The following is a 19352-nucleotide window of genomic DNA, read 5'->3' as shown; positions in this document are numbered from 1 at the left end:
CCACCGTTCGGTGACGAGTTCTAGCGGGAAACTTCGGTGCTGCGCGCGGTGGTTGCTTCGAAATGGTTGTTCGCGGCGGCGGGGGTGGCGCGGGGGCGTCGTGGGAGGGTCGCCATCACGACGCCGCCGATCAGCGCGGGCACGGCGAACGCCAGTGAGCTGACGATGACGGCACCGCCACCGGCGACGAAGAACGCGCCGTACGTGGGGCCCGCGATCGCGCCTGCCCGTCCGATTCCGAGCGCCCACCCGAGCCCGGTTGCCCTGAACCGGGCCGGGTAGAACGTCGCGATGTGATCGTTGAGCATGTTCTGGGTGCCGAGGCCGCCGAATCCGGCCAGCGCCACCAGCAGCATCAGGACGGCGGTCGGCGGGTGCGTGCCCAGCAGCGCGAGAGAGACTGCGGCCGTGGAGAACCCGGTCAGGACCAGCGGCTTGGACCCGAACCGTTCGGCCAGCACGGAGGCGAGCAGCGTCCCGACGATGGCGCCGGCGCTGTAGACGAGCAGGAACGTCACCGCCGAACCGATCGGGTAACCGGCATTGCGCATGATCTGCGGCAGCCAGGTGGTCACCCCGAACATGGTGAGCATGCTGCAGATCGCGACGAACCAGATGCCGACCGTGGCCCGCCCCATCCCGTCACCGAAGAGTTTGGCGACCGGCGACTTCGACGCCCGGTCCTCGGAGGATCGTTCGGCGACGAACGCCCGCGACTCCGGCAGAAACGCGAACGCCAACGGCAGCAACGTGATCAGCGGAACCGCACCGAGTGCGTAGACCGGACGGAAACCGAACTCCTCGAGCAGCACCAGGGACGCCGTCGATGCGAAAACGCCGCCGAACGCCGGTCCGGTGAGCACCATGCCGAGAATCCGGGACCGGTAGGCCGGGGACGCGAACTCCGCCGCCATCGCGATGGCGGTGGGCATCAACCCGCCGATCCCCAGGCCGGCCACCAACCGGGTGGCGGCGAAGATCTCGAAGGTCGGGGCGATCGCGGTGACCAGGGTTGCCGTCGAGAAGAGCGTCAGGCACGCGAGGAACAGGCGGCGACGGCCCAGGATGTCGGTGAGCGTCCCGGCCGTCAGCGAGCCGATGAGGACTCCGACCAGGGCGGCGCTGCCCACGGTGCCTGCTGCCCCCGCCGTAATGAACCACGGGGCGTGCCCGATCAGGGCGGGCAGGGTGGCGCCGTAGACGAACAGGTCGTATCCGTCGCTGAGAAGGGCAGCCCAGCAGAGGACGGGCACGAGCACTCTGCCGCGGCCGCCGGGCGAGGACGTGGAGAAATTCATGCGGAACACTCCTGGTCAGTGGGGGGAGGATCAACTCCTCCGATAAACGGTTATAACCGTTATGTGTGATGGTAGCCACAGGCCACTGCCCCCTGTCAAGCACGGGAATCGAGAAAGACTGCGAGAAGTGATCGCTCAGTGAGCGTGCGCCTGAGCGGCCGCGCGGGCCCGGGCCGCGTCGCCGGACTCGATGGCATCGACCAGCGCACGGTGCACGTCGATCCGTCGCGCGAAGTACTCGCTGTTGCTGGCGCTTCGTTCGCGGCTCGCGCGCGTCGCGTGCTGCTCCACGTAGGTTTCCAGGCTCAGATAGGTTTCGCGCAACACCTGGTTGGGGCCGATCGCCACGATCCGGCGGTGCAGATCCCACACGGCACGGATGAACGCCTCGGGGTCGCCGGCCGAATCCGCGAGGACGGTCATCACCTGCCGCAGGTCGGCGACGTCGGCATCGGTCCGGTTCCGGGCGGCCAGCTCCGTCACGAGGGGTTCCAGTTCTTCCCGGACGGCGATGGCGTCGGCGACTCCCGCCGCGTCGCCCTCGACGGTCAGCAGGGTGCGGCCGAGCCGGACCACCGAGGACGGTTCGGCGACGAACAGGCCACCGCCGGGCCCGGGCCGGACGGTGATGACCCCCCGATCCTGCAGGAGCCGGACGGCCTCGATGACCGTTCCGCGGGCCATCCCCGACTCCGCCTGGAGTTCCTTACGGGTGCCCACCCGATCACCGGGCGCGAGTTCACCCGCGGCGATCCGGTCCTGGATGTGGGCGACCAGGGACTCTGCCCGGGTGACGGTGCTCTGGATCGCCATGGCACGAGTGTAGAGCTCAGCCCCTCCGGCGGTGTGCGCAGCGGGCGGGGCTCACCGTCCGTCGCCGCGCGCCGGCGGCGGCCCGACGACCTCGAGGTCCAGCTCCGCACGCGCCCGCGCGAACCCTTCGGCCGGGAACTGCATGTCGCCGCCCTCGGTGTGGACGTGCGCGTCCGTCGGGACGTTCATGTACTCGAAGAACTTCTCGAACACGCCCGTGGTCAGCAGGCCGAGCATCTGCGTGTCGTGGCTGTCGAACGCGAAACTGTGGATCGTTCCGGCAGGCGCATGGAGGAAATCACCCTTGGTCAGCATGATCTCCCGGCCGTTGGCGTGCAGGAGAATTCGACCCTCGATGCAGAAGAAGTTCTCGGTGTGCTCGCGGTGGAAGTGGCGGGGAATGTACGCACTCTTGCCGCCCATGGTGTGCATCGCGAAATACGTTCCGCCGGTGTTCCGCGGCCGTGCGAGGTAGGTGTTCAGCTGGTCGAGACTCGCCCAGCGGTCGCCTTCGCCCGCCTGCAGCACGTAGGGGGACTCCGCGGCGGGCAAGGACGTGCCGGTCACCGCAGGCAGGTCCGTCTTCTCGAGATCGTGGACCCGGACACCGAACCGGTCCGCGAGTTCGGATTGCCGCGCGTCCGACATCGGCGCAGCCTCGGCGTCGAAGACGTGTGATGGGGTGGCCTGCCCGGTGGCTTGCGACCACCGGTGCCCGTCGCCGACGGTGAGCCAGCTCAGGAACCGCGTCCGGTGCGCGAGCATGCGGTAGGCGTACGGCGTCCCGGCCGGGACGGTGACCGAGTCACCGGGCACGAGCAGGTGCGATTCGCCCGGCAACCAGATCTGCAGCCGTCCGTCGGTGACGTACAGGAAGCGGTGCTCGCGATCGTGGGCGAGAAACGGCGTCTCGGTTCCCTTGCCGCCGTACACATATGCGGCACCGAATTGCCCGCCGGTGTCTTCCGGCCGGGCGACGACGGTGATCAGTTGCCCGCCGAGTTCGTGGCGCTCGCCTTCACCGGCGGCCATGGCGTAGGGCACGCAGCGGCCGGGGAGGGCATCGAGTTGCGGAGCGGCAGCGCGGATCTCGTCGAGGACGGGAATGTCGAAAGTAGTCATGGTGTGCCGGTACCTGGTTTCAGTGTGTGCGAGAAGAAGGCTTCGACCGCGGCGAACGAGGCGGAGGGGTACCTCTCGGTCAGCGCGCGACCGACGTCGCTCACCGCGCGAGTCGAGGCGGGCGCCTGCGGATCTCGTTCGAGACGGCCTTGGTCGAGGGTCTGGTCGGGGCCGAGTTCGAGGACGTGGCCCGGGTTGAAGAACCCGTGCCCGAATCCCTCGATCAGGTAGAGAACGGCGTCGTTGCCGCGAGCGACGAGCGCGTCGTACAACGCGACGCTCTGCGTGAACGGCACCAGGTTGTCGCCGAGCCCGTGCATGACCAGAAACGGCGGTGCCCCGGGCGCCACCTGCAGTGCGGGGCTCGCGGATCTCGCGGCGTCCAGCCGGTCGCGGATCGCGCCGCCGAGCAACGAAGCCTCCGGGGAATGATCCTCCCCCGGTGTCCGTTCCGCGGAGAGGTCGACGAGGCCGGGTAGGTCGGCGGGCCCGTAACCGTCGACGACGGCCTGGACCGAGCTGTCGACGGTCGCGGGTTCTTCACCGGGCAATCGTGTTGTGCCCGAGTGCACTCCGGTCAATGCCGCGAGGTGCCCACCGGCGGACGAGCCCCACACACCGATCCGGTCGGGGTCGATGCCGTGGTCGGCGGCGTTGGCACGGAGCCAGCGCACCGCCCGCCGGACGTCGAAGAGCTGGCCGGGGTGGCAGGTTCCGGGCGCGAGCCGGTAGTCGATGCTGACCATGACATAGCCGTGCTGTGCGAAGTGTTGCACCAGATCTGGGCATGCAGTGCGGTCTTGAAGCCGCCAACCACCTCCGTGAATCCACACTATCGCAGGCAAGGGATGCTCTGCTTCGGCGGGACGGACGAGATCGAGTAGCAGATCGGGGGCGTACTCGACGGTGGATCGGCGGACGACGGTCGAAGCCGTGTCCAAGGGACTGAACTCCTTCGATGCAGGACCCGGGCCTGGGTCGCCGCTCGCGCGGTTGTAAGGCCCTTCCTTAGATCACTGTCTGTCGGGCACAGTAACAGCTTCGGCAACCGGAACGGAAGACCCGGATTCTCCCTCTGCCGCGCCGGTGAGCGCGGCGGTCAACCGGGCGGCATGTCCGCGGACACCCTCGACGATGTCGACGGCCCCGTCGCTGAGCACCCACTGCAACTGAAGGCCGTCGCTCACCGCAATGCATTCGCGCGCGAGCGCCGGGTAATCCAGCGAAGCCGGCAGCCCGTCTCGGTGCACCCCCTGACGCAGGCGATCCGCGAGGGCCTCGACGGCGCCGTCGTAGCGCTGCGCGAAGACGGTGTGAGCGGGACTGCTCGGATCGGCCGCCTCCGCGCTCACCAGCACGAACAGTTCGATGAGACCCGGCTGTCCGACGAGTCGCCGGGCCGCGTCGACCATCGCATCCAGAGTCGCCAGACCCGACGCCTCGGCCGGGAGGGTGTCCCACCACTCCGCCGACGTGTCGAGGCGGTACTGCGCAACGGCCAGAAGCAGGTGCTTCTTCGTCGGAAAGTGGTGCAGCAGACCGCTGTCGCTGATCCCCGCGTCGGCGGCAATGCTGGTCATGGTGGTCGCGTGGTACCCGTCCGCCGAGAATCGCCCCGCGGCGGCCTCCACGATTCGCGTGCGCCGCTCGATGCCCACCGAGTAGCTGCCACGCGCCCGTTTTCCCATGTCGCCACGATACGACAGCACAATTCTCGAATTGAAAACCGGATGAACCCGGTTTTCGTGTACGGTGCTGTGCATCACATTGCGACGTCCGCTGCGCACCACCTCGCCGCGCGGATCTTCACTTCACGGAAGGCGGAACGCCGATGGCTACCGTTCGCTCCACACACCCGTCCCCGGCACACCTCGGCCACCCCTCCGCGGTCACCGCGCCAAGTCCCCGCTACGTCGTCCCAGCCATGGTCGTCGGCGCATTCGGGGTGTACTTCGGCAGCCTGACCCCGACCATCATCACGCTGTCGATCCGCATCTTCGGCGTGGACGCCGAAGGCAAGACGCTCGGGCTGTCGACGGTCGTGGTGATCGGCGCCCTCGTCGCGCTCGCCTCGATACCGCTGTTCGGCTCCCTGTCCGATCGCACGACCAGCCGGCTCGGCCGACGCACCCCGTGGCTGATCGGCGGTGCTCTCGTCGCGTTGGCCGGTCTCACCGTGATCGCGCTGGCAACGAACGTCGCTGCGATCGCCGCGGGCTGGGCACTCGCCCAATTGGGTTACTCCGCGGCGCTGGCCGGGTTCGTCGCGCTCATCCCCGACTTCGTCCCCGACCATCTGCGCGCCCGGCTGTCGGGCATGATCGGCTTCGTCACGGCGTTCGCCGTCCTCGCCGGCGTCACTCTCGGGAGTCGCCTTGCCGACCACCCGGTGCCGATGATGATCATCCCCGGTATCGCCGCCGTCGTGTGCCTGGCGGTTGTCGCCGTGGTCATCCGAGGTGCCGACTCGGGTGTGGACCCGGCCACGCTGCAGCCCTACAGCTTTCGCGAGTTCGCGTCGAGCTATTGGATCAACCCGATCCGGCACGCGGACTTCGCGCTCAACTGGATCAGCCGGTTTCTGTTCGGGCTCGCGATGGTCGGGCTCACCACCTACGCGACCTACTTCCTGGTCGACGCGGCCGGGCTGAGCATCACGGACGCGGCCGCCGAATACGCCCACGCCACAGCCGTCACCACGCCCATCTCGATCGTGTCGTTCCTGCTCGCCGGATTCCTCTCCGACAAGCTGGGCCGGCGCAAGGCCTTCGTCGCCGTCGCGTCGTTCCTCACCGGCGGTGCGCTCGTGTACCTGGCCGTGAACCCGCACGTCAGCGGGTTCCTGCTGGCGTTCGTCGCCTTCACGATCGGTCAGGCCTGCTACCTCACGGTCGACATCGCGATCGCCGCCGCGGTCGTGCCCGACGTCCGGCAGACGGCCAAGGCGATGAGCGTGTACCAGGTGGCGGCCACACTCCCCTACGCAATCGTCCCGCTCATCGGGGCCGTGCTCCTCCCGCTCACCGGCAACAACTATGCGCTTCTGTTCTGCATCCTGGCCGCCTGCGCCGCCGTCGCCGGGGCAGCCGTTCTCTTCGTGCGGTCGATCCGATGACGACACCGACACACCTGCGTCTCGAACACCTGCGGCCCGGCGAACCCTGCGGCACGACCCACCCACGACTGTCCTGGCGGCTGCCCACCGGAAGCACAGGTCAACAGGCCTACCAGGTCCGGGTCGCGGGCGCCTTCGACCGCACGTCGAGCACCCTGTTCACCACCGAGATCATCGAAGGTCGCAACCACGTCCTCGTACGACCCTGGACGGCAACGCATCCGGCGCCGACCTCAGGCGAGGTACGCACCTGGCAGGTGCGGTGCTGGACGGATCTCGGACCGAGCGACTGGTCCGAGCCCGCGACGTGGGTCACCGGCCTCCTGCACGGCGGCGACCTCACGGCCGACTGGATCGAACCGTACGAGCCGGACGTTCCCCCGCTCGGTCACCGTCCCGCATACCGGTTACGCGCGTCCTGGCGACCGCGGGCGGAGATCGCCCACGCCTCGCTGTTCGCGACCGCTCACGGCATCTACGAGTTCTTCGTCAACGATGTCCGGGTCGGTGATCACGAGCTGACCCCCGGCTTCACCTCCTACCGGGCACACCTGCAGGTGCAGCACTTCGACGTCACCGACCTACTGCACCCGGAACACAACGACCTGGGAATCCTGCTGAGCGACGGGTGGTTCCGTGGACGGCACGGGTTCGAACGCCACGGCGACGGTTTCGGTGATCGGGTTGCCGCGCTCGCGGAACTGCACGTCCGGTATGCGGACGGAACGTCGGAACGCTTCGGCACCGGCGACGGCTGGACCAGCACACCGAGCGAGATCGACGCCGCCGACCTGATGGACGGCCAGCGGGTGGATCTGCGGCGGGTGCCCGCCGGGGAGGTACGCCACCCCGCGGTGGTCGCTCGTGGTGGACTCTACGACGATCGTTCCCGGTTGACGACCGGCGTGGCGCCCCCGGTGCGCCGGATCGAAACCCTGGCGGCGGTGGCCGTCACCGAGCCTCGACCGGGAACGTACGTCGTGGATTTCGGGCAGAACGTCAACGGATGGGTGACCGCGGCCGACCTCGGCCCGGCCGGGACGCACGCGACCCTCACCCACGGTGAGTCCCTGGCCGCCGACGGGAGCGTCGACACGGATCACCTGCGCGCCTTCGAGTTCGCCACCGGCACCGGTTTGCCGGCCGGTCAGGTCGACCACGTCGTGTCGTCCGGGCGCGCCGGCGAGGCATTCGAGCCGCGCCACACCACGCACGGATTCCGCTACGTCCAGTTCGACGGTCTCGCGACCAAACCGGGACCCGGCTCGGTCACCGCCGCCGTCGTGCACACCGACCTGGAACAGGTGGGGAGTTTCGGATGCGACAACGATCGTCTCGGGAAACTCCACGCCGCCGCGGTGTGGAGTTTCCGCGGCAACGCCTGTGACGTCCCCACCGATTGTCCCCAGCGCGAGCGGTCGGGCTTCACCGGCGACTGGCAGGTGTACGTCGAAACAGCCGCCTTCACACACGATGTCGCTGGTTTCAGCGACAAGTGGCTGCGCGATCTCGCCGCCGACCAGTGGCCGGACGGCACGGTTCCCAACATCGTGCCCAACCCGGCAGGCAATCAGCCGTCGGGGAACCATTTCGCCGACATCGCCAACGGCTCAGCCGGATGGGGCGACGCCGCCGTCATCGTCCCCTGGCAGCTGTGGCGACTGTACGGTGACGTCGAAGTCCTGGAACGCCAGTATGATTCCATGGCGCGGTGGGTCGAGCGGGCCGCCGGCGCGGCCCGGGACCGCCGCCATCCCGACCGCGCGCGGGCGCGGCCCATACCGGACGCTCACGAAGAATATTTGTGGGACACCGGTTTTCATTGGGGTGAATGGCTCGAACCCGACAAGATTCCCGCCCCCGATCCCGCCCGCGATCACAGTGTGGTCGCCACCGCGTACCTCGCGCGGTCGGCCGAACTGCTCGCGCAGATCGCCGGAGTACTCGGCCGCGACTGGGACGAGTGCCGTTATGCCGCGATCGCCGCGGGAGCCGTTCGCGCCTGGCAACGCGAATTCATCACTCCCGAAGGCACACTGACCCACCCGACCCAGGCGAACTATGTACGCGCCCTGGAGTTCGACCTCGTGCCGGCCGAAGGTCGCCGGCGGTTCGCCGACGAACTCGCACAGTTGCTCGTCGACAACGACTATCACCTCGGTACCGGTTTCCTGGCCACCGGCATGCTGCTGCCCGCGCTCGCACGCAACGGGCACCTCGACACCGCCTACCGGGTATTGCTGTCCACCGGCAATCCGTCCTGGATGGAGATGATCGACCGCGGCGCCACCACCATCTGGGAGCGATGGGACGGAGTCGACGAGAACGGCGGCGCCACCGCCTCACTGAATCACTACGCCAAGGGCGCGGTCATCTCGTTTCTCCACCAGTTCGTCGCCGGCCTACGCCCGGCCGAGACCACCGGCCCCCACACCGTCGGCTATCGCCGATTCGTCGTCGATCCGCGACCCGGCGGGGACATCAATACTGCCCACGCCGAGCACTGCAGCCCCTACGGCAATATCGCGGTGCGCTGGACGATCGCCGACGACGTGTTCACCCTGAGCCTGACCGTGCCGTCGGGCAGCGAATGCGAACTCCGACTGGGCGACACCACGGAACTCCTCCGGTCCGGGACCTACACCCGCACCTGCCCTGCGGCTCGCGTCACCCAGCGATCGTCGCGTGCATCTCCCACACGATGATCTCGGCGCCGGTGTCGGTGGTCACCTGTTGGCCGCCGCCACCGCTGAGCCGGACGGCGTCACCCTCGGCGAGGATGCCGACGCCTTCCATCGACGCTTCGCCGCGCGCGACGAACACGTGGAGGAACGGGGCGTCGGGCAGGGTGATCGGCGCTTGCCCGGGCTGCAGACGTGCGACGTGCATCGCGGCGTACTTGTTCTTGATCCGGATCGCCGAGTGGTCCGCGTAGTGCGGCATGCCCGATGCGACGGGCACCAGTCCCCCGGCGAGCAACTCGTGGTCGATCTCGAGTTGCTCGTAACCGGGTGTGATGCCGGCTTCGTCGGGCACGACCCACATCTGGATGAAGTGGACCGGATCGGTGTGCTCGTCGGCGTGCTCACCGCTGACGCCGTCCAGTCGCCAGGAGTCGTTCTTCTCCGAGTGCAGGATTCCGGTTCCGGCGCTCATGCGCTGGGCCAGTCCGGGGTAGATGACGCCGGAGTGTCCCATCGAATCCTGGTGCACCAGTGAACCCTGGAGCACCCAGGTGACGATCTCCATGTCCTGGTGGGGGTGGGTGTCGAAGCCCTGACCCGGGATGACGATGTCGTCGTTGTTGACCATCAGCACCCCGTGATGGGTGTTGGCCGGGTCGTAGTGGTTGCTGAACGAGAACGAATGCTTGGAATCCAGCCAGCCGGCGTCGGTCTTGAACCGGTCGTCGGCTCGGCGGACGTCGAAGCGGGGCGGGGTGATGGCGGCAGTCATGAGCGAATCCTTTCCAGGTTTCTCAGAGCCAGGTTTCTCAGAGTCGGGCTTCTCACAGAACGTGTGAGCCGTACATTTCGCCGAGCGGGTCGGCGATGAGTTCGAGACGGGCACCGTCGGGGTCGCGGAAGTACATCGACACCTCACTGTGTTCGACGAGTTCGACGCCGGCGTCGATCAATTTCGTGCGCAGGTGCTCCCACCGGTCGGGTTCGACGCTGATCGCGATGTGGTGGAGTCCGCCGAGCACCTCCTGGTACGGGCCGACGTCCAGTCCGGGGAAGTCGAAGAACGCCAGCAGGTTGCCGTTGCCGATGTCGAAGAAGAAGTGCGACGAACCGGCGTAGTCCCGGTTCTCGATCAGCTCGGTGAGCGGAAACTCGAGCAGGTCTTGATAGAACCGGACGGTGCGCTCGACGTCACTGCTGATCAGCGCGGTGTGATGGAGTCCGCGGGCCGAGGACGCGGGCCTCGCCGCCACCGGCTTCAGATGCTCGGCGCGGATCCGGTCGCGTTGCTCCGCGAACCTCTGCGAACGCTCCTGCTCGTCTGTGGTGCCCATTGCCCTGCCCCTCTCCGCGGAGCGCAGTGATTGCGCTTTCAACTAAATTCAGATTACAGCAAGTCGTTGCGCTGTCAACTACTTGGGCTATGCTGGTGCCGTGGAACCGACCCGATGGCTCAGCGCCGACGAACAGAACACCTGGCGCGCCTACCTGGACGCCACCCGCCTACTCATGCAGGCGCTCGATCGGCAGCTCACCCGCGACGCCGGCATCTCGTTCACGGACTTCGAACTGCTCGTCGTGCTGTCGGAGGCGCCGCAGCGGCAATTGCGGATGCGCGAACTCGCCGACGCGGTCACCACCACCCGCAGCGGTGTGACCAGGGCGATCAGCCGGCTGGTCGACACCGGCTGGGTGCGCCGCGTCGAATGCGAGGACGACAAGCGGGGAACATTGGCCGAGCTGACCGACGCCGGGGCCGAGAAGCTCGCCGCCGCCAGCCCCGGACATGTCGCGGAGGTGCGCCGCAACATGTTCGACCTGCTCAGCCCCCGCGACGTCGGCATCCTCGGTCACGACTTCAGCGAAATGCGCACCCACCTGCTGGAAAACCCCTGAGCCCGGAAAGGTCGGCCATGAGCAGCACGGCACCCGAGAACGAGTACGTCCACATCGACAAGCAGAGTCCGGCCGTCTATCAGGCGCAGATCGCCGTCGCCAAGGCCGTCCGTCATGCGACCACCGAGGTCGGGATGGACCGGCGATTCGTCGAGTTGATCAACGTGCGTGTCTCCCAGATCAACCGCTGCGCGTACTGCCTGGACGTTCACGTGGCCGCAGTACTCGCGGCCGGCGAGACCCAGCAGCGACTCGCGGTTCTGCCCGCCTGGCGGGAGACGACCCTGTTCTCCGACCGGGAGGTCGCGGCGCTGACCCTGGCCGAATCGATCACGACCCTCCCGGACGCGCATACCCAGGAGGCCGATTACGCGTTCGCGCGGCAGTTCCTCTCCGACCCGGAGATCTCCACGGTGAGCTGGATCGCCGTCACCATGAACGCCTTCAACCGAATCTCCATCGTCAGCCGCCATCCGGTCCGGCCGAAGCAGTAATACCGCCGTTCACCAGCGTTTCGCAGAATTTAGTTGACTTCGCAACGACATCGGCCTAACGTAGTAGTTGCAGATTCAATTACCTCGATTTCGAGTGACCGTTCCACAGCCCAAGGAGTTCACATGACCACCGCCACCGCCACCCTGCCCGACCTCACCGCCGGAACCTGGGCCATCGACACCGTCCACTCCACCGTCGGCTTCTCCGTCCGCCACCTGATGGTCAGCAAGGTCCGCGGCACCTTCAACGACTTCACCGGCGCGATCACCGTCGCCGAGGACGGCACCGCCGCCGTCACCGCCGAAATCCAGGTCGCGTCCATCGACACCAAGAACACCGACCGCGACGCCCACATCAAGTCCGCCGACTTCTTCGACGCCGAGCAGTACCCCACCGCCACCTTCACCTCCACCGCCGTCCGCGCCAAGGGCGACGACTACGTGGTCGAGGGCGAATTCACCCTCCACGGCGTCACCCGCCCCGTCGAGCTCGCCCTCGAGTTCAACGGCGTCAACCCCGGCATGGGCAACGGACCGGTCGCCGGCTTCGAAGCCACCACCGTCCTCAACCGCAAGGACTTCGGCATCACCATCGACATGCCCCTCGAAGGCGGCGGAGCCGTCGTCGGCGACAAGATCACCATCACCCTCGAGATCGAGGCCGGCCTGCAGGCCTGACCCCACCCGCACCACACGCCCCGTCATCCACCCGGATGACGGGGTGTTTCGTTGTTAATGCGACGCAACACTTTCGCTCGACGTGATCCAGGTCATTGTGATCTTGGGCGGGCTCGAGTGACCCTGGCCCCTTCGATGTAGGCGACTGCGAAACGAAGGTGACCACATGGGTAGCGACTCCGAACTCTCGTTCGCGCTCGACCTCACGCTGGACGAGGCGCGGCGGCGCACCGCTGTTCTCGAGGCGATCGGCGAGGATTGGGACCCCGTCGCCGTACTCGCGGAGGAGGAGCGGGCGTACGACATGCTGTACTCCGGTCTCGACCCCGAGCAGCAGCGCATCTACGACGAGCTGGTCCAGGCGGGTGTGCTCCCGGATCGGACGGTGGGCCGTGTTACCGATTGATCCGACCGCGGACTTCTCCCGGCGCGCCTGGTTGCCCTGCCCCGGCTGCGATCACGGCTCGGACTGCCACGACTGCGGGTCCGGCCGCAATTGCGACCGGCATTGGCAGTACCTGCTGAGCAATCAGGGAACCAACGTCCATCTGCAGTGCCCCGACTGCACCCACCTGTGGAGTATCGACACCCGCCACGGGCGACCGCAGCGGCGGCGGAAGGCGGCGTAGGCGCCGGCCCGCGGCTCGGTCATCCCCGGCTCCGCGGCCTGTCGGCGAGCAGTTGGGTGAGCCGGTGCGCCTGGCGGAGGAGGAGTTCTCCCAGTTCGCGGCGGCGCTCCTCGCGGAACCGGCTCTCCACCCCCGTGATGCTCAGCGCCCAGGCCGGTGATCCCTGGGCGTCGAAGACGGCGGCGCCCATCCCCCAGCTGCCCTCCACGAGCAGTCCGGGGTTGACGGCGTACCCGTTCAGGCGTGTCTCCGCGATGCGCTCGGCGATCTCGTCCCGCCGGTGCTGCGTTCCCCACTCGCCGGTGACGTCGGCGCGCGACAGGTAGTCGTCGATGTCGCGGTCCGGCAGGTGGGACAAGATGACCAGACCCGCCGACGCCACCCCGAGCGGTAGGCGGATGCCGACGTACAGCACGTGGGAGCGCAGCGGGAAGCTGCCCTCCTCGCTCGCGATGCAGACCGTTTCGTCGCCGCGGCGGGCGGACAGGAAGACACTCTCGCCGGTCTCGCGTGCGAGATCGCGCAGGATGTCGCGGGAGCGGTCCGTGATGTCGTACCGGCTGGCCGCGAGCGAGCCGAGCAGATACAGCTCGGGTCCCAGTGACCATTTCCCCGACTTCTGGTCGCGGTCCACCAGCCCCTCCTCGGCCAGCGAGACGAGGAGGCGATGCACGGTGGGGCGGGCGAGACCCGTCTCCCGCGCCAGGGCGGACGTCGAGGCTCCCGACGATTCGAGGGCGGCGATGGCCCGGAAGAGGGCTCCCACCCGCCGAATGACCTGCGGCCGCTGCGCGTCGTCCATGACCCCAGCATACGTTCACTGAGTGAACGCTCTTCGGCGCGACGTCCAAACCGCGAGCACTGTCCCCGAACCACTTGAAATGCATGCAGCTACCCCTTTTAGTGGAGCAGAGCTCATCGCACGAAGACGTTCACCAGGTGGACGATGTGATGCGGAAGACGGTATCGCCGGTACGGCGGCCAGGAGAAAGGATGCACATGGGATCGAGAGTGTTCGACACCCCGGAAGAAGCAGTCGCGGACGTGTCCGACGGCGCATCGATCGCCGTGGGCGGGTTCGGCCTGTGCGGAATCCCCGACTCGCTGATCCGCGCGCTCGCCGACTCCGGTGTCGGGAATCTCGAGGTCTTCTCCAACAATTGCGGTGTGGACGACCACGGACTCGGAATTCTGCTGGGCGCCCGCCAGATTCGGCGTGTCACCGCGTCGTACGTCGGCGAGAACAAGGAATTCGCCCGTCAGTACCTCTCCGGTGAACTCGAGGTGGAGCTGACCCCGCAGGGCACGCTGGCCGAACGCCTCCGCGCGGGTGGTGCGGGCATCCCCGCGTTCTTCACCCCCGCCGGTGTGGGAAGTCCCGTCGCCGACGGCGGACTGCCGTGGCGGTACGCCGCCGACGGTTCCGTCGCCCTCGCGTCGCCCCCGAAGGAAACACGCGTGTTCGGCGACAAACGCTACGTTCTCGAACTCGGCATCACCGCCGACTTCGCCCTGGTCCACGCACTGCGCGGCGACACCGCCGGCAACCTGGTATTCGACAAGTCGGCCCTGAACTTCAACCCCCTCGCGGCGATGGCCGGGAAGGTGACCATCGCGCAGGTCGAGGAACTCGTCCCCGCAGGCACCATCGATCCCGCCCAGGTGCATCTGCCGGGAGTCTTCGTTCAACGCATCGTCGAGACCGGCCCCCAGAACAAGCGGATCGAGAAGCGGACAGTCAGCAGCACGGAAGGAGCCACTCGATGACCGGCACCAACGGATGGACACGTGAGCAGATGGCCGCTCGCGCGGCCGCGGAGATGGTCGACGGCGAATACGTCAACCTCGGCATCGGACTGCCGACGCTCATTCCCGGATACCTCGGCACCGACGTCACCGTGACCCTGCATTCGGAGAACGGGATCCTCGGGACCGGCCCCTATCCCACCGACGAGAACGTCGACCCCGACCTGATCAACGCCGGCAAGGAAACGGTCACCGTCAACGCCGGTGCCGCATTCTTCGACTCCGCGCTGTCGTTCGGCATGATCCGCGGCGGCCACATCGACACCGCCGTCCTCGGCGGCATGCAGGTCTCCCGCACCGGCGACCTCGCCAACTGGATGGTCCCCGGAAAGATGGTCAAGGGCATGGGCGGCGCGATGGACCTCGTGCACGGCGCGAGCCGCGTCATCGTTCTGATGGAACACACCGACCGGGACGGCAATCCCAAGATCATCGACGCCTGCACCCTGCCGCTGACCGGCCAGGGCGTCGTCAACCGCATCATCACCAATCTCGCCGTCATCGACGTGGTCGGCGACGGCACCCTCGCTCTCCGTGAGGTCGCTCCCGGCGTCACCGTCGACGAGGTCGTCGCCGCCACCGGAACCCCCCTCGAGATCCGCGAATCCGCACTCGTCTGAGCAACATTCGTCACGACACCAAGGACAATCCCATGACTTCTCCCGCCAGGTCCGTCATCGTCGCCGGAGCCCGGACCCCCGTCGGCCGGCTGACGGGTTCGCTCGCGTCACTCTCCGGATCCGATCTCGGTGGCATCGCCATCAAGGGCGCCCTCGACAAGGCCGGGGTGGCACCCGAACTGGTGGAGTACGTGATCATGGGGCAGGTCCTCACCGCCGGCGCCGGTCAGATCCCGGCCCGGCAGGCCGCGGTCAACGCGGGCATCCCGATGTCGGTGCCCGCCTTGACCGTCAACAAGGTGTGCCTGTCGGGTCTCGACGCCATCGCGCTCGCCGACCAGCTGATCCGCGCCGGCGAATTCGACGTCGTCGTCGCCGGGGGGCAGGAGTCGATGTCCCAGGCGCCGCACCTTCTCCCGAACTCGCGGGGCGGTTTCAAGTACGGCGACACCACCCTCGTCGACCACCTCGCCTACGACGGCCTGTACGACATCTTCACCGAGCAGGCGATGGGTGCGCTCACCGAGGACCGGAACGCGAACACCGACAAGATCGGTCGCGAAGAGCAGGACGCCTTCGCCGCCGCCTCGCATCAGCGCGCCGCGGCCGCGTGGAAGAACGGACTCTTCGACGACGAGGTCGTACCCGTCACCATCCCGCAGCGCCGGGGCGAGCCACTCGTGGTCACCCAGGACGAGGGCGTCCGCGCCGACACCACCGCCGAGTCGCTGTCGAAGCTGCGGCCCGCGTTCAGCAAGAACGGCACCGTCACCGCGGGTTCCGCGTCGCAGATCTCCGACGGCGCGGCCGCCGTCGTGGTGATGAGCAAGGCCAAGGCCGAGGAGCTGGGGCTCGAATGGCTCGCCGAGATCGGCGCCCACGGCGTCGTCGCCGGACCGGATTCGACACTCCAGCAGCAGCCCGCCAATGCCATCGACAAGGCGTGCACCCGTGAGGGACTCGACCCCTCGGCGCTCGATCTCGTCGAGATCAACGAGGCCTTCGCCGCCGTCGGCATCGAGTCGACCCGGCAACTCGGAGTCGACCCGTCGAAGGTCAACGTGAACGGCGGCGCCATCGCCATCGGGCACCCGCTCGGCATGTCGGGGGCACGGGTCGTGCTGCACCTCGCGCTCGAGCTGAAACGACGCGGCGGTGGAACCGGCGCCGCCGCTCTGTGCGGCGGCGGCGGACAGGGCGACGCCCTGATTCTCCACGTCCCGGGCGAGTGATCACCACTCTCGCACAGTAGGTTTCGCGTCACCGGGTCATGATCGGCCCGATGCGAGCGCGGCGACGGCCGGCGCGAACATGGTGGACTTGATCGCGCCGAGCGTGCCGGCGTCCTTCCCCGCGAGCGGCGCGATCAGGTCGACAGCGGCGCCGAGGACCGCCCCTTCGGGGGCGGTCCCGTCGACCAGCCCACTCGTCTGAGCGTCGGGGCCGCCGTAGCGGCGGCCGGTGGTCATGGCGGTGATCGCGGTCTGTGGTGTCAGCTTGGCCTGGATCAGCGCGGCCATTCCCGGGGTGAACGGAATGTGGATGTCGACCTCGGGGAAGCAGTAGTACCCGCGGTCGGACCGCATCACCCGGTAGTCGTGGGCGATTCCGAGCATGGCACCGGCGCCGAACGCGTGCCCGTTGACCGCGGCCACCGTCGGCAGCGGGAGCGTCAGAATCCGGCTGAACAGGGCCTGTACCCGCCCGACGTACCAGTCCCCACGGTCACCGTTGGCCATCAGCCAGTCCAGGTCGAGGCCGTTGGAGTAGAACTTCCCGGTGGCCGTGGTGACCAGGGCCTGCGCGCCGTGTTCGTGGGCGTCGTCGAGGAGCCGGTCGACGGTGTCGAGCCACTCGGGGGAGAAACGATTCTCGTCGTCGCCGAGGTCGAGGACGGCGATCGTGTCCCGGTAGGTCAGGGTGGCGGTCATCGGGAACCTTTCGTGTTGCTGTCGTGACGTTTCCCCGGGGGCGGGGGGTCGAGTGTGAGGACGGCGCGGACCGCCGTCTCCAGGCGCAGGCGCATGGCGTCGTCCGGTTTTCGCCGGGCGTGTAGCAGCAGACCGGTGGGGAGCCCGACGACGCACGCTTCGATCACTTCGACCGCGCGACCGTCCTTGCGCCCCCACAACGCGCGGGCCAATCGGACGAACAGTTCGACGAGGACGGAGTCGAGGCGCGACAACTCGGCGGCGACGCCCTCGGGGATCTCGGATCCGAGCAGTTCGTCGCGGCGGACGGTGAGAAGGAGCCGCGACGACCGCGGGAACCGCTCGGCGAAGACGGCCGGGGTGTCGGCGGCCGCGACGACGGCGTCCACGGGACCGCGCCCCAGAGCCGCCTCGACCGATTCCTGTTGCAGGTCGAGAAATCGGTGCGCCGCCCGCAACCAGGCGCGCCCGACCAGCCCTCCCCGCGAGCCGAATGCGTGGTAGATGGCCCCGTTCGACATCTCCGTGGCCGCGGCGACCGCACGCAGGGTCACCGCGCTCGGCCCGCCCTCCACGGCCAGCCGCTCGGCGGCATCGAGCGCGTCGTCGAGGTCGTGGACTCGTGGCCTGGGCATATCGCGAACAATAACAGATCATGCGTTCTATTACTCGCGGGTAGGGGGCCGCCGATCGCGCTGCGGGAACCGCCCGATGATTGGCTTGCCGTTGTGCCCCGAGTCACAATGGGTTAGCTTTGTTCGGACATAAACACATTACGTGTTCTGTACATGGAATACGTCGAGGAGATGTTCATGGCCAGCGATCTCACCCGAACTACCGCCCCGTCCCAGCATGCCGACGCCCCCGGGCGGCACTCGCACAGACTCGGCATCATCGCCGTGGTCGCCACCTTCGGCGGCCTGCTCTTCGGATACGACACCGGAGTCATCAACGGCGCACTCGAACCGCTCGAGGAAGACCTACACCTCACCTCGTTCACCGAAGGCCTCGTGGTGAGCATCCTGATCTTCGGTGCCGCGATCGGCGCCCTGGTCGGCGGACGGATGTCCGACCGGTTCGGACGCCGGCACAACATCCTGGTGCTCGCGATCATCTTCATGATCGGGACGATCGGCTGCGTGCTGTCCCCGACGTGGGAGGTGCTCGCACTGTTCCGCTTCATACTCGGCCTCGCCGTCGGCGGCGCATCCGCGACGGTGCCCGTCTACCTCTCCGAGATCTCCCCCACCGAACGGCGCGGCAGCGTGGTCTCCCGCAACGAAGTCATGATCGTCGTCGGACAGTTCGCCGCATTCGTGATCAACGCCGTCATCTTCAACATCTGGGGTGAGCACGAGAACGTTTGGCGTTTCATGCTTCTGGTCGCCGTCATTCCGGCCATCTTCCTGTTCGCCGGAATGCTGCGGATGCCGGAGAGCCCGCGCTGGCTGATGTCGCAGGATCGGCACGACGAAGCGCTCGCCGTGCTTCTCCAGGTTCGGTCCCCGGAGCGGGCACGTGCCGAACTGGAGGAAGTCCGGGCGCTCGCCGAGGAAGAGAAGCTCTCACAGACCGGCGGGGCCGCCGACCTGTCGGTGAAGTGGATTCGCCGCCTCATCTTCATCGGCGTCGGCCTCGGAGTGTTCCAGCAGGCCACCGGCATCAACTCGGTGATGTACTACGGCACCCAGCTGCTCGGCGACGCCGGATTCTCCTCGAACGCCGCCATCGTCGCGAACACCCTCAACGGCCTGTTCAGTGTGCTCGGCGTCCTCACCGGCGTCGCCCTGATCAACCGGATCGACCGTCGGAAGATGCTCATCGGCGGCTTCACCCTCACCACCACGTTCCACGTGCTCGTCGGCCTGTCCGCGTTCCTGCTGCCCGACGGCACCCTCAAGGCCTACCTGATCCTGACGTTCGTGGTGCTGTTCGTCTTCTCGATGCAGGCCACGATCGGTCCCCTGGTGTGGCTGATGCTGTCGGAGATCTTCCCGCTGAAGATCCGCAGCTTCGCCATCGGCGTCTGCATCTTCGCGCTGTGGATCGCCAACGCCGTTGTCGCGCTGCTCTTCCCGCCCGTCGTGACCGCACTGGGAATCGGTGCGACGTTCTTCATCTTCGCCGGCCTCGGCGTGCTGGCACTCGTCTTCATCAAAACCCAGGTTCCGGAAACCCGCGGCCGCTCGCTCGAGGAACTCGAAGACCAGTTCCGGCACGACTACTCGTGACCGTCGCCGCACCACGTCCCCCTGAAAGGTTGAAC

General features: G+C 67.7%; 20 protein-coding genes. 10 read left to right on the top strand and 10 right to left on the bottom strand.

Annotated features, from left to right (window positions below):
- Window positions 1–20 precede the first annotated feature (20 nt).
- From PSR88_RS19865 to PSR88_RS19845, 5 genes are all read right to left on the bottom strand, one after another.
- Window positions 21–1298: an MFS transporter gene (locus PSR88_RS19865; RefSeq protein ID WP_020476865.1), complete on the bottom strand. Its 1278-nt coding sequence runs from the start codon at window positions 1296–1298 to the stop codon at window positions 21–23.
- 135 nt (window positions 1299–1433) lie between these two features.
- The gene (locus PSR88_RS19860; RefSeq protein ID WP_016884561.1) at window positions 1434–2111 is read right to left on the bottom strand and encodes a FadR/GntR family transcriptional regulator; all 678 of its coding nucleotides are present in this window, start codon (window positions 2109–2111) and stop codon (window positions 1434–1436) included.
- A gap of 51 nt (window positions 2112–2162) precedes the next feature.
- On the bottom strand, window positions 2163–3233 hold the full coding sequence (locus PSR88_RS19855) for a quercetin 2,3-dioxygenase (protein ID WP_016884562.1): 1071 nt from the start codon (window positions 3231–3233) through the stop codon (window positions 2163–2165).
- Window positions 3230–4174, bottom strand: a complete 945-nt coding sequence (locus tag PSR88_RS19850) for an alpha/beta hydrolase (protein ID WP_016884563.1) — start codon at window positions 4172–4174, stop codon at window positions 3230–3232. Before PSR88_RS19850 ends, PSR88_RS19855 begins: the two co-directional genes overlap by 4 nt.
- A gap of 72 nt (window positions 4175–4246) precedes the next feature.
- The gene (locus tag PSR88_RS19845; RefSeq protein ID WP_037197988.1) at window positions 4247–4921 is read right to left on the bottom strand and encodes a TetR/AcrR family transcriptional regulator; all 675 of its coding nucleotides are present in this window, start codon (window positions 4919–4921) and stop codon (window positions 4247–4249) included.
- 143 nt (window positions 4922–5064) lie between these two features.
- Here PSR88_RS19845 and PSR88_RS19840 point away from each other — a divergent pair, with 143 nt between their 5' ends.
- Window positions 5065–6348, top strand: a complete 1284-nt coding sequence (locus tag PSR88_RS19840; RefSeq protein ID WP_029539716.1) for an MFS transporter — start codon at window positions 5065–5067, stop codon at window positions 6346–6348.
- The gene (locus PSR88_RS19835; protein ID WP_016884566.1) at window positions 6345–9053 is read left to right on the top strand and encodes an alpha-L-rhamnosidase; all 2709 of its coding nucleotides are present in this window, start codon (window positions 6345–6347) and stop codon (window positions 9051–9053) included. Before PSR88_RS19840 ends, PSR88_RS19835 begins: the two co-directional genes overlap by 4 nt.
- Here the strand turns inward: PSR88_RS19835 and PSR88_RS19830 are convergent.
- Both PSR88_RS19830 and PSR88_RS19825 read right to left on the bottom strand, forming a co-directional pair.
- A complete protein-coding gene (locus PSR88_RS19830) occupies window positions 9016–9804 on the bottom strand; it encodes a pirin family protein (protein ID WP_016884567.1) in 789 nt (262 codons plus the stop codon). The genes PSR88_RS19835 and PSR88_RS19830 overlap by 38 nt on opposite strands.
- A gap of 52 nt (window positions 9805–9856) precedes the next feature.
- Window positions 9857–10366 (bottom strand): VOC family protein, encoded by a 510-nt coding sequence (locus PSR88_RS19825; RefSeq protein WP_016884568.1) that lies wholly within the window; start codon window positions 10364–10366, stop codon window positions 9857–9859.
- Window positions 10367–10466: 100 nt separating this feature from the next.
- Between PSR88_RS19825 and PSR88_RS19820 the strand changes: the two genes are divergently transcribed.
- The 4 genes from PSR88_RS19820 to PSR88_RS19805 all read left to right on the top strand — a co-directional run bounded on the left by PSR88_RS19820 (window position 10467) and on the right by PSR88_RS19805 (window position 12506).
- Entirely contained in the window at window positions 10467–10928 is a 462-nt protein-coding gene (locus PSR88_RS19820) for a MarR family winged helix-turn-helix transcriptional regulator (RefSeq protein WP_029539717.1), read from the top strand.
- 17 nt (window positions 10929–10945) lie between these two features.
- A complete protein-coding gene (locus PSR88_RS19815) occupies window positions 10946–11422 on the top strand; it encodes a carboxymuconolactone decarboxylase family protein (RefSeq protein ID WP_011596438.1) in 477 nt (158 codons plus the stop codon).
- A 123-nt stretch (window positions 11423–11545) separates the two neighbouring features.
- Window positions 11546–12100: a YceI family protein gene (locus tag PSR88_RS19810; protein ID WP_016884570.1), complete on the top strand. Its 555-nt coding sequence runs from the start codon at window positions 11546–11548 to the stop codon at window positions 12098–12100.
- A gap of 166 nt (window positions 12101–12266) precedes the next feature.
- Complete coding sequence (locus PSR88_RS19805) at window positions 12267–12506, top strand: DUF6400 family protein (protein WP_005237803.1); 240 nt, start codon at window positions 12267–12269, stop codon at window positions 12504–12506.
- A gap of 242 nt (window positions 12507–12748) precedes the next feature.
- On the opposite strand, the gene PSR88_RS19800 is transcribed toward PSR88_RS19805, so the two are convergent.
- On the bottom strand, window positions 12749–13531 hold the full coding sequence (locus PSR88_RS19800; protein WP_016884571.1) for an IclR family transcriptional regulator: 783 nt from the start codon (window positions 13529–13531) through the stop codon (window positions 12749–12751).
- A 197-nt stretch (window positions 13532–13728) separates the two neighbouring features.
- On the opposite strand from PSR88_RS19800, the gene PSR88_RS19795 reads away from it, so the two are divergent.
- The 3 genes from PSR88_RS19795 to PSR88_RS19785 are packed head-to-tail and all read left to right on the top strand — an operon-like array spanning window position 13729 to window position 16387.
- Entirely contained in the window at window positions 13729–14496 is a 768-nt protein-coding gene (locus tag PSR88_RS19795; protein WP_016884572.1) for a CoA transferase subunit A, read from the top strand.
- Entirely contained in the window at window positions 14493–15155 is a 663-nt protein-coding gene (locus tag PSR88_RS19790; RefSeq protein WP_005260718.1) for a 3-oxoacid CoA-transferase subunit B, read from the top strand. Before PSR88_RS19795 ends, PSR88_RS19790 begins: the two co-directional genes overlap by 4 nt.
- Window positions 15156–15187: 32 nt before the next feature.
- Window positions 15188–16387 (top strand): acetyl-CoA C-acetyltransferase, encoded by a 1200-nt coding sequence (locus PSR88_RS19785; RefSeq protein WP_016884573.1) that lies wholly within the window; start codon window positions 15188–15190, stop codon window positions 16385–16387.
- A 36-nt stretch (window positions 16388–16423) separates the two neighbouring features.
- Here PSR88_RS19785 and PSR88_RS19780 read toward each other — a convergent pair whose 3' ends face one another.
- Together PSR88_RS19780 and PSR88_RS19775 are read right to left on the bottom strand one after the other, a co-directional pair.
- Window positions 16424–17086 carry an enoyl-CoA hydratase-related protein gene (locus PSR88_RS19780; protein ID WP_011596432.1) on the bottom strand — a complete coding sequence of 221 codons (663 nt, stop codon included), beginning with the start codon at window positions 17084–17086 and terminating at the stop codon, window positions 16424–16426.
- Window positions 17083–17721, bottom strand: a complete 639-nt coding sequence (locus PSR88_RS19775; protein WP_011596431.1) for a TetR/AcrR family transcriptional regulator — start codon at window positions 17719–17721, stop codon at window positions 17083–17085. The genes PSR88_RS19780 and PSR88_RS19775 overlap by 4 nt, the downstream gene beginning before the upstream one ends.
- A 177-nt stretch (window positions 17722–17898) precedes the next feature.
- On the opposite strand from PSR88_RS19775, the gene PSR88_RS19770 reads away from it, so the two are divergent.
- Window positions 17899–19317 (top strand): sugar porter family MFS transporter, encoded by a 1419-nt coding sequence (locus PSR88_RS19770; RefSeq protein ID WP_011596430.1) that lies wholly within the window; start codon window positions 17899–17901, stop codon window positions 19315–19317.
- The last annotated feature ends 35 nt before the right edge of the window (window positions 19318–19352 follow it).

This window comes from Rhodococcus sp. DK176, assembly GCF_038447315.2.
In the GTDB taxonomy this organism is placed as follows: Bacteria; Actinomycetota; Actinomycetes; order Mycobacteriales; family Mycobacteriaceae; genus Rhodococcus_F; species Rhodococcus_F jostii_A.
The sequence above is the reverse complement of the archived record's forward strand: the minus strand, read 5'-3'. Positions and strand labels throughout refer to the sequence as shown.

Bases quoted from the DNA above. Each gene is read 5' to 3' on its own strand.
- PSR88_RS19865 (WP_020476865.1), bottom strand. From the start codon at position 1,298: ATGAATTTCTCCACGTCCTCGCCCGGCGGCCGCGGCAGAGTGCTCGTG.
- PSR88_RS19860 (WP_016884561.1), bottom strand. From the start codon at position 2,111: ATGGCGATCCAGAGCACCGTCACCCGGGCAGAGTCCCTGGTCGCCCAC.
- PSR88_RS19855 (WP_016884562.1), bottom strand. From the start codon at position 3,233: ATGACTACTTTCGACATTCCCGTCCTCGACGAGATCCGCGCTGCCGCT.
- PSR88_RS19845 (WP_037197988.1), bottom strand. From the start codon at position 4,921: ATGGGAAAACGGGCGCGTGGCAGCTACTCGGTGGGCATCGAGCGGCGC.
- PSR88_RS19840 (WP_029539716.1), top strand. From the start codon at position 5,065: ATGGCTACCGTTCGCTCCACACACCCGTCCCCGGCACACCTCGGCCAC.
- PSR88_RS19835 (WP_016884566.1), top strand. From the start codon at position 6,345: ATGACGACACCGACACACCTGCGTCTCGAACACCTGCGGCCCGGCGAA.
- PSR88_RS19830 (WP_016884567.1), bottom strand. From the start codon at position 9,804: ATGACTGCCGCCATCACCCCGCCCCGCTTCGACGTCCGCCGAGCCGAC.
- PSR88_RS19825 (WP_016884568.1), bottom strand. From the start codon at position 10,366: ATGGGCACCACAGACGAGCAGGAGCGTTCGCAGAGGTTCGCGGAGCAA.
- PSR88_RS19815 (WP_011596438.1), top strand. From the start codon at position 10,946: ATGAGCAGCACGGCACCCGAGAACGAGTACGTCCACATCGACAAGCAG.
- PSR88_RS19810 (WP_016884570.1), top strand. From the start codon at position 11,546: ATGACCACCGCCACCGCCACCCTGCCCGACCTCACCGCCGGAACCTGG.
- PSR88_RS19805 (WP_005237803.1), top strand. From the start codon at position 12,267: ATGGGTAGCGACTCCGAACTCTCGTTCGCGCTCGACCTCACGCTGGAC.
- PSR88_RS19800 (WP_016884571.1), bottom strand. From the start codon at position 13,531: ATGGACGACGCGCAGCGGCCGCAGGTCATTCGGCGGGTGGGAGCCCTC.
- PSR88_RS19795 (WP_016884572.1), top strand. From the start codon at position 13,729: ATGGGATCGAGAGTGTTCGACACCCCGGAAGAAGCAGTCGCGGACGTG.
- PSR88_RS19790 (WP_005260718.1), top strand. From the start codon at position 14,493: ATGACCGGCACCAACGGATGGACACGTGAGCAGATGGCCGCTCGCGCG.
- PSR88_RS19785 (WP_016884573.1), top strand. From the start codon at position 15,188: ATGACTTCTCCCGCCAGGTCCGTCATCGTCGCCGGAGCCCGGACCCCC.
- PSR88_RS19780 (WP_011596432.1), bottom strand. From the start codon at position 17,086: ATGACCGCCACCCTGACCTACCGGGACACGATCGCCGTCCTCGACCTC.
- PSR88_RS19775 (WP_011596431.1), bottom strand. From the start codon at position 17,721: ATGCCCAGGCCACGAGTCCACGACCTCGACGACGCGCTCGATGCCGCC.
- PSR88_RS19770 (WP_011596430.1), top strand. From the start codon at position 17,899: ATGGCCAGCGATCTCACCCGAACTACCGCCCCGTCCCAGCATGCCGAC.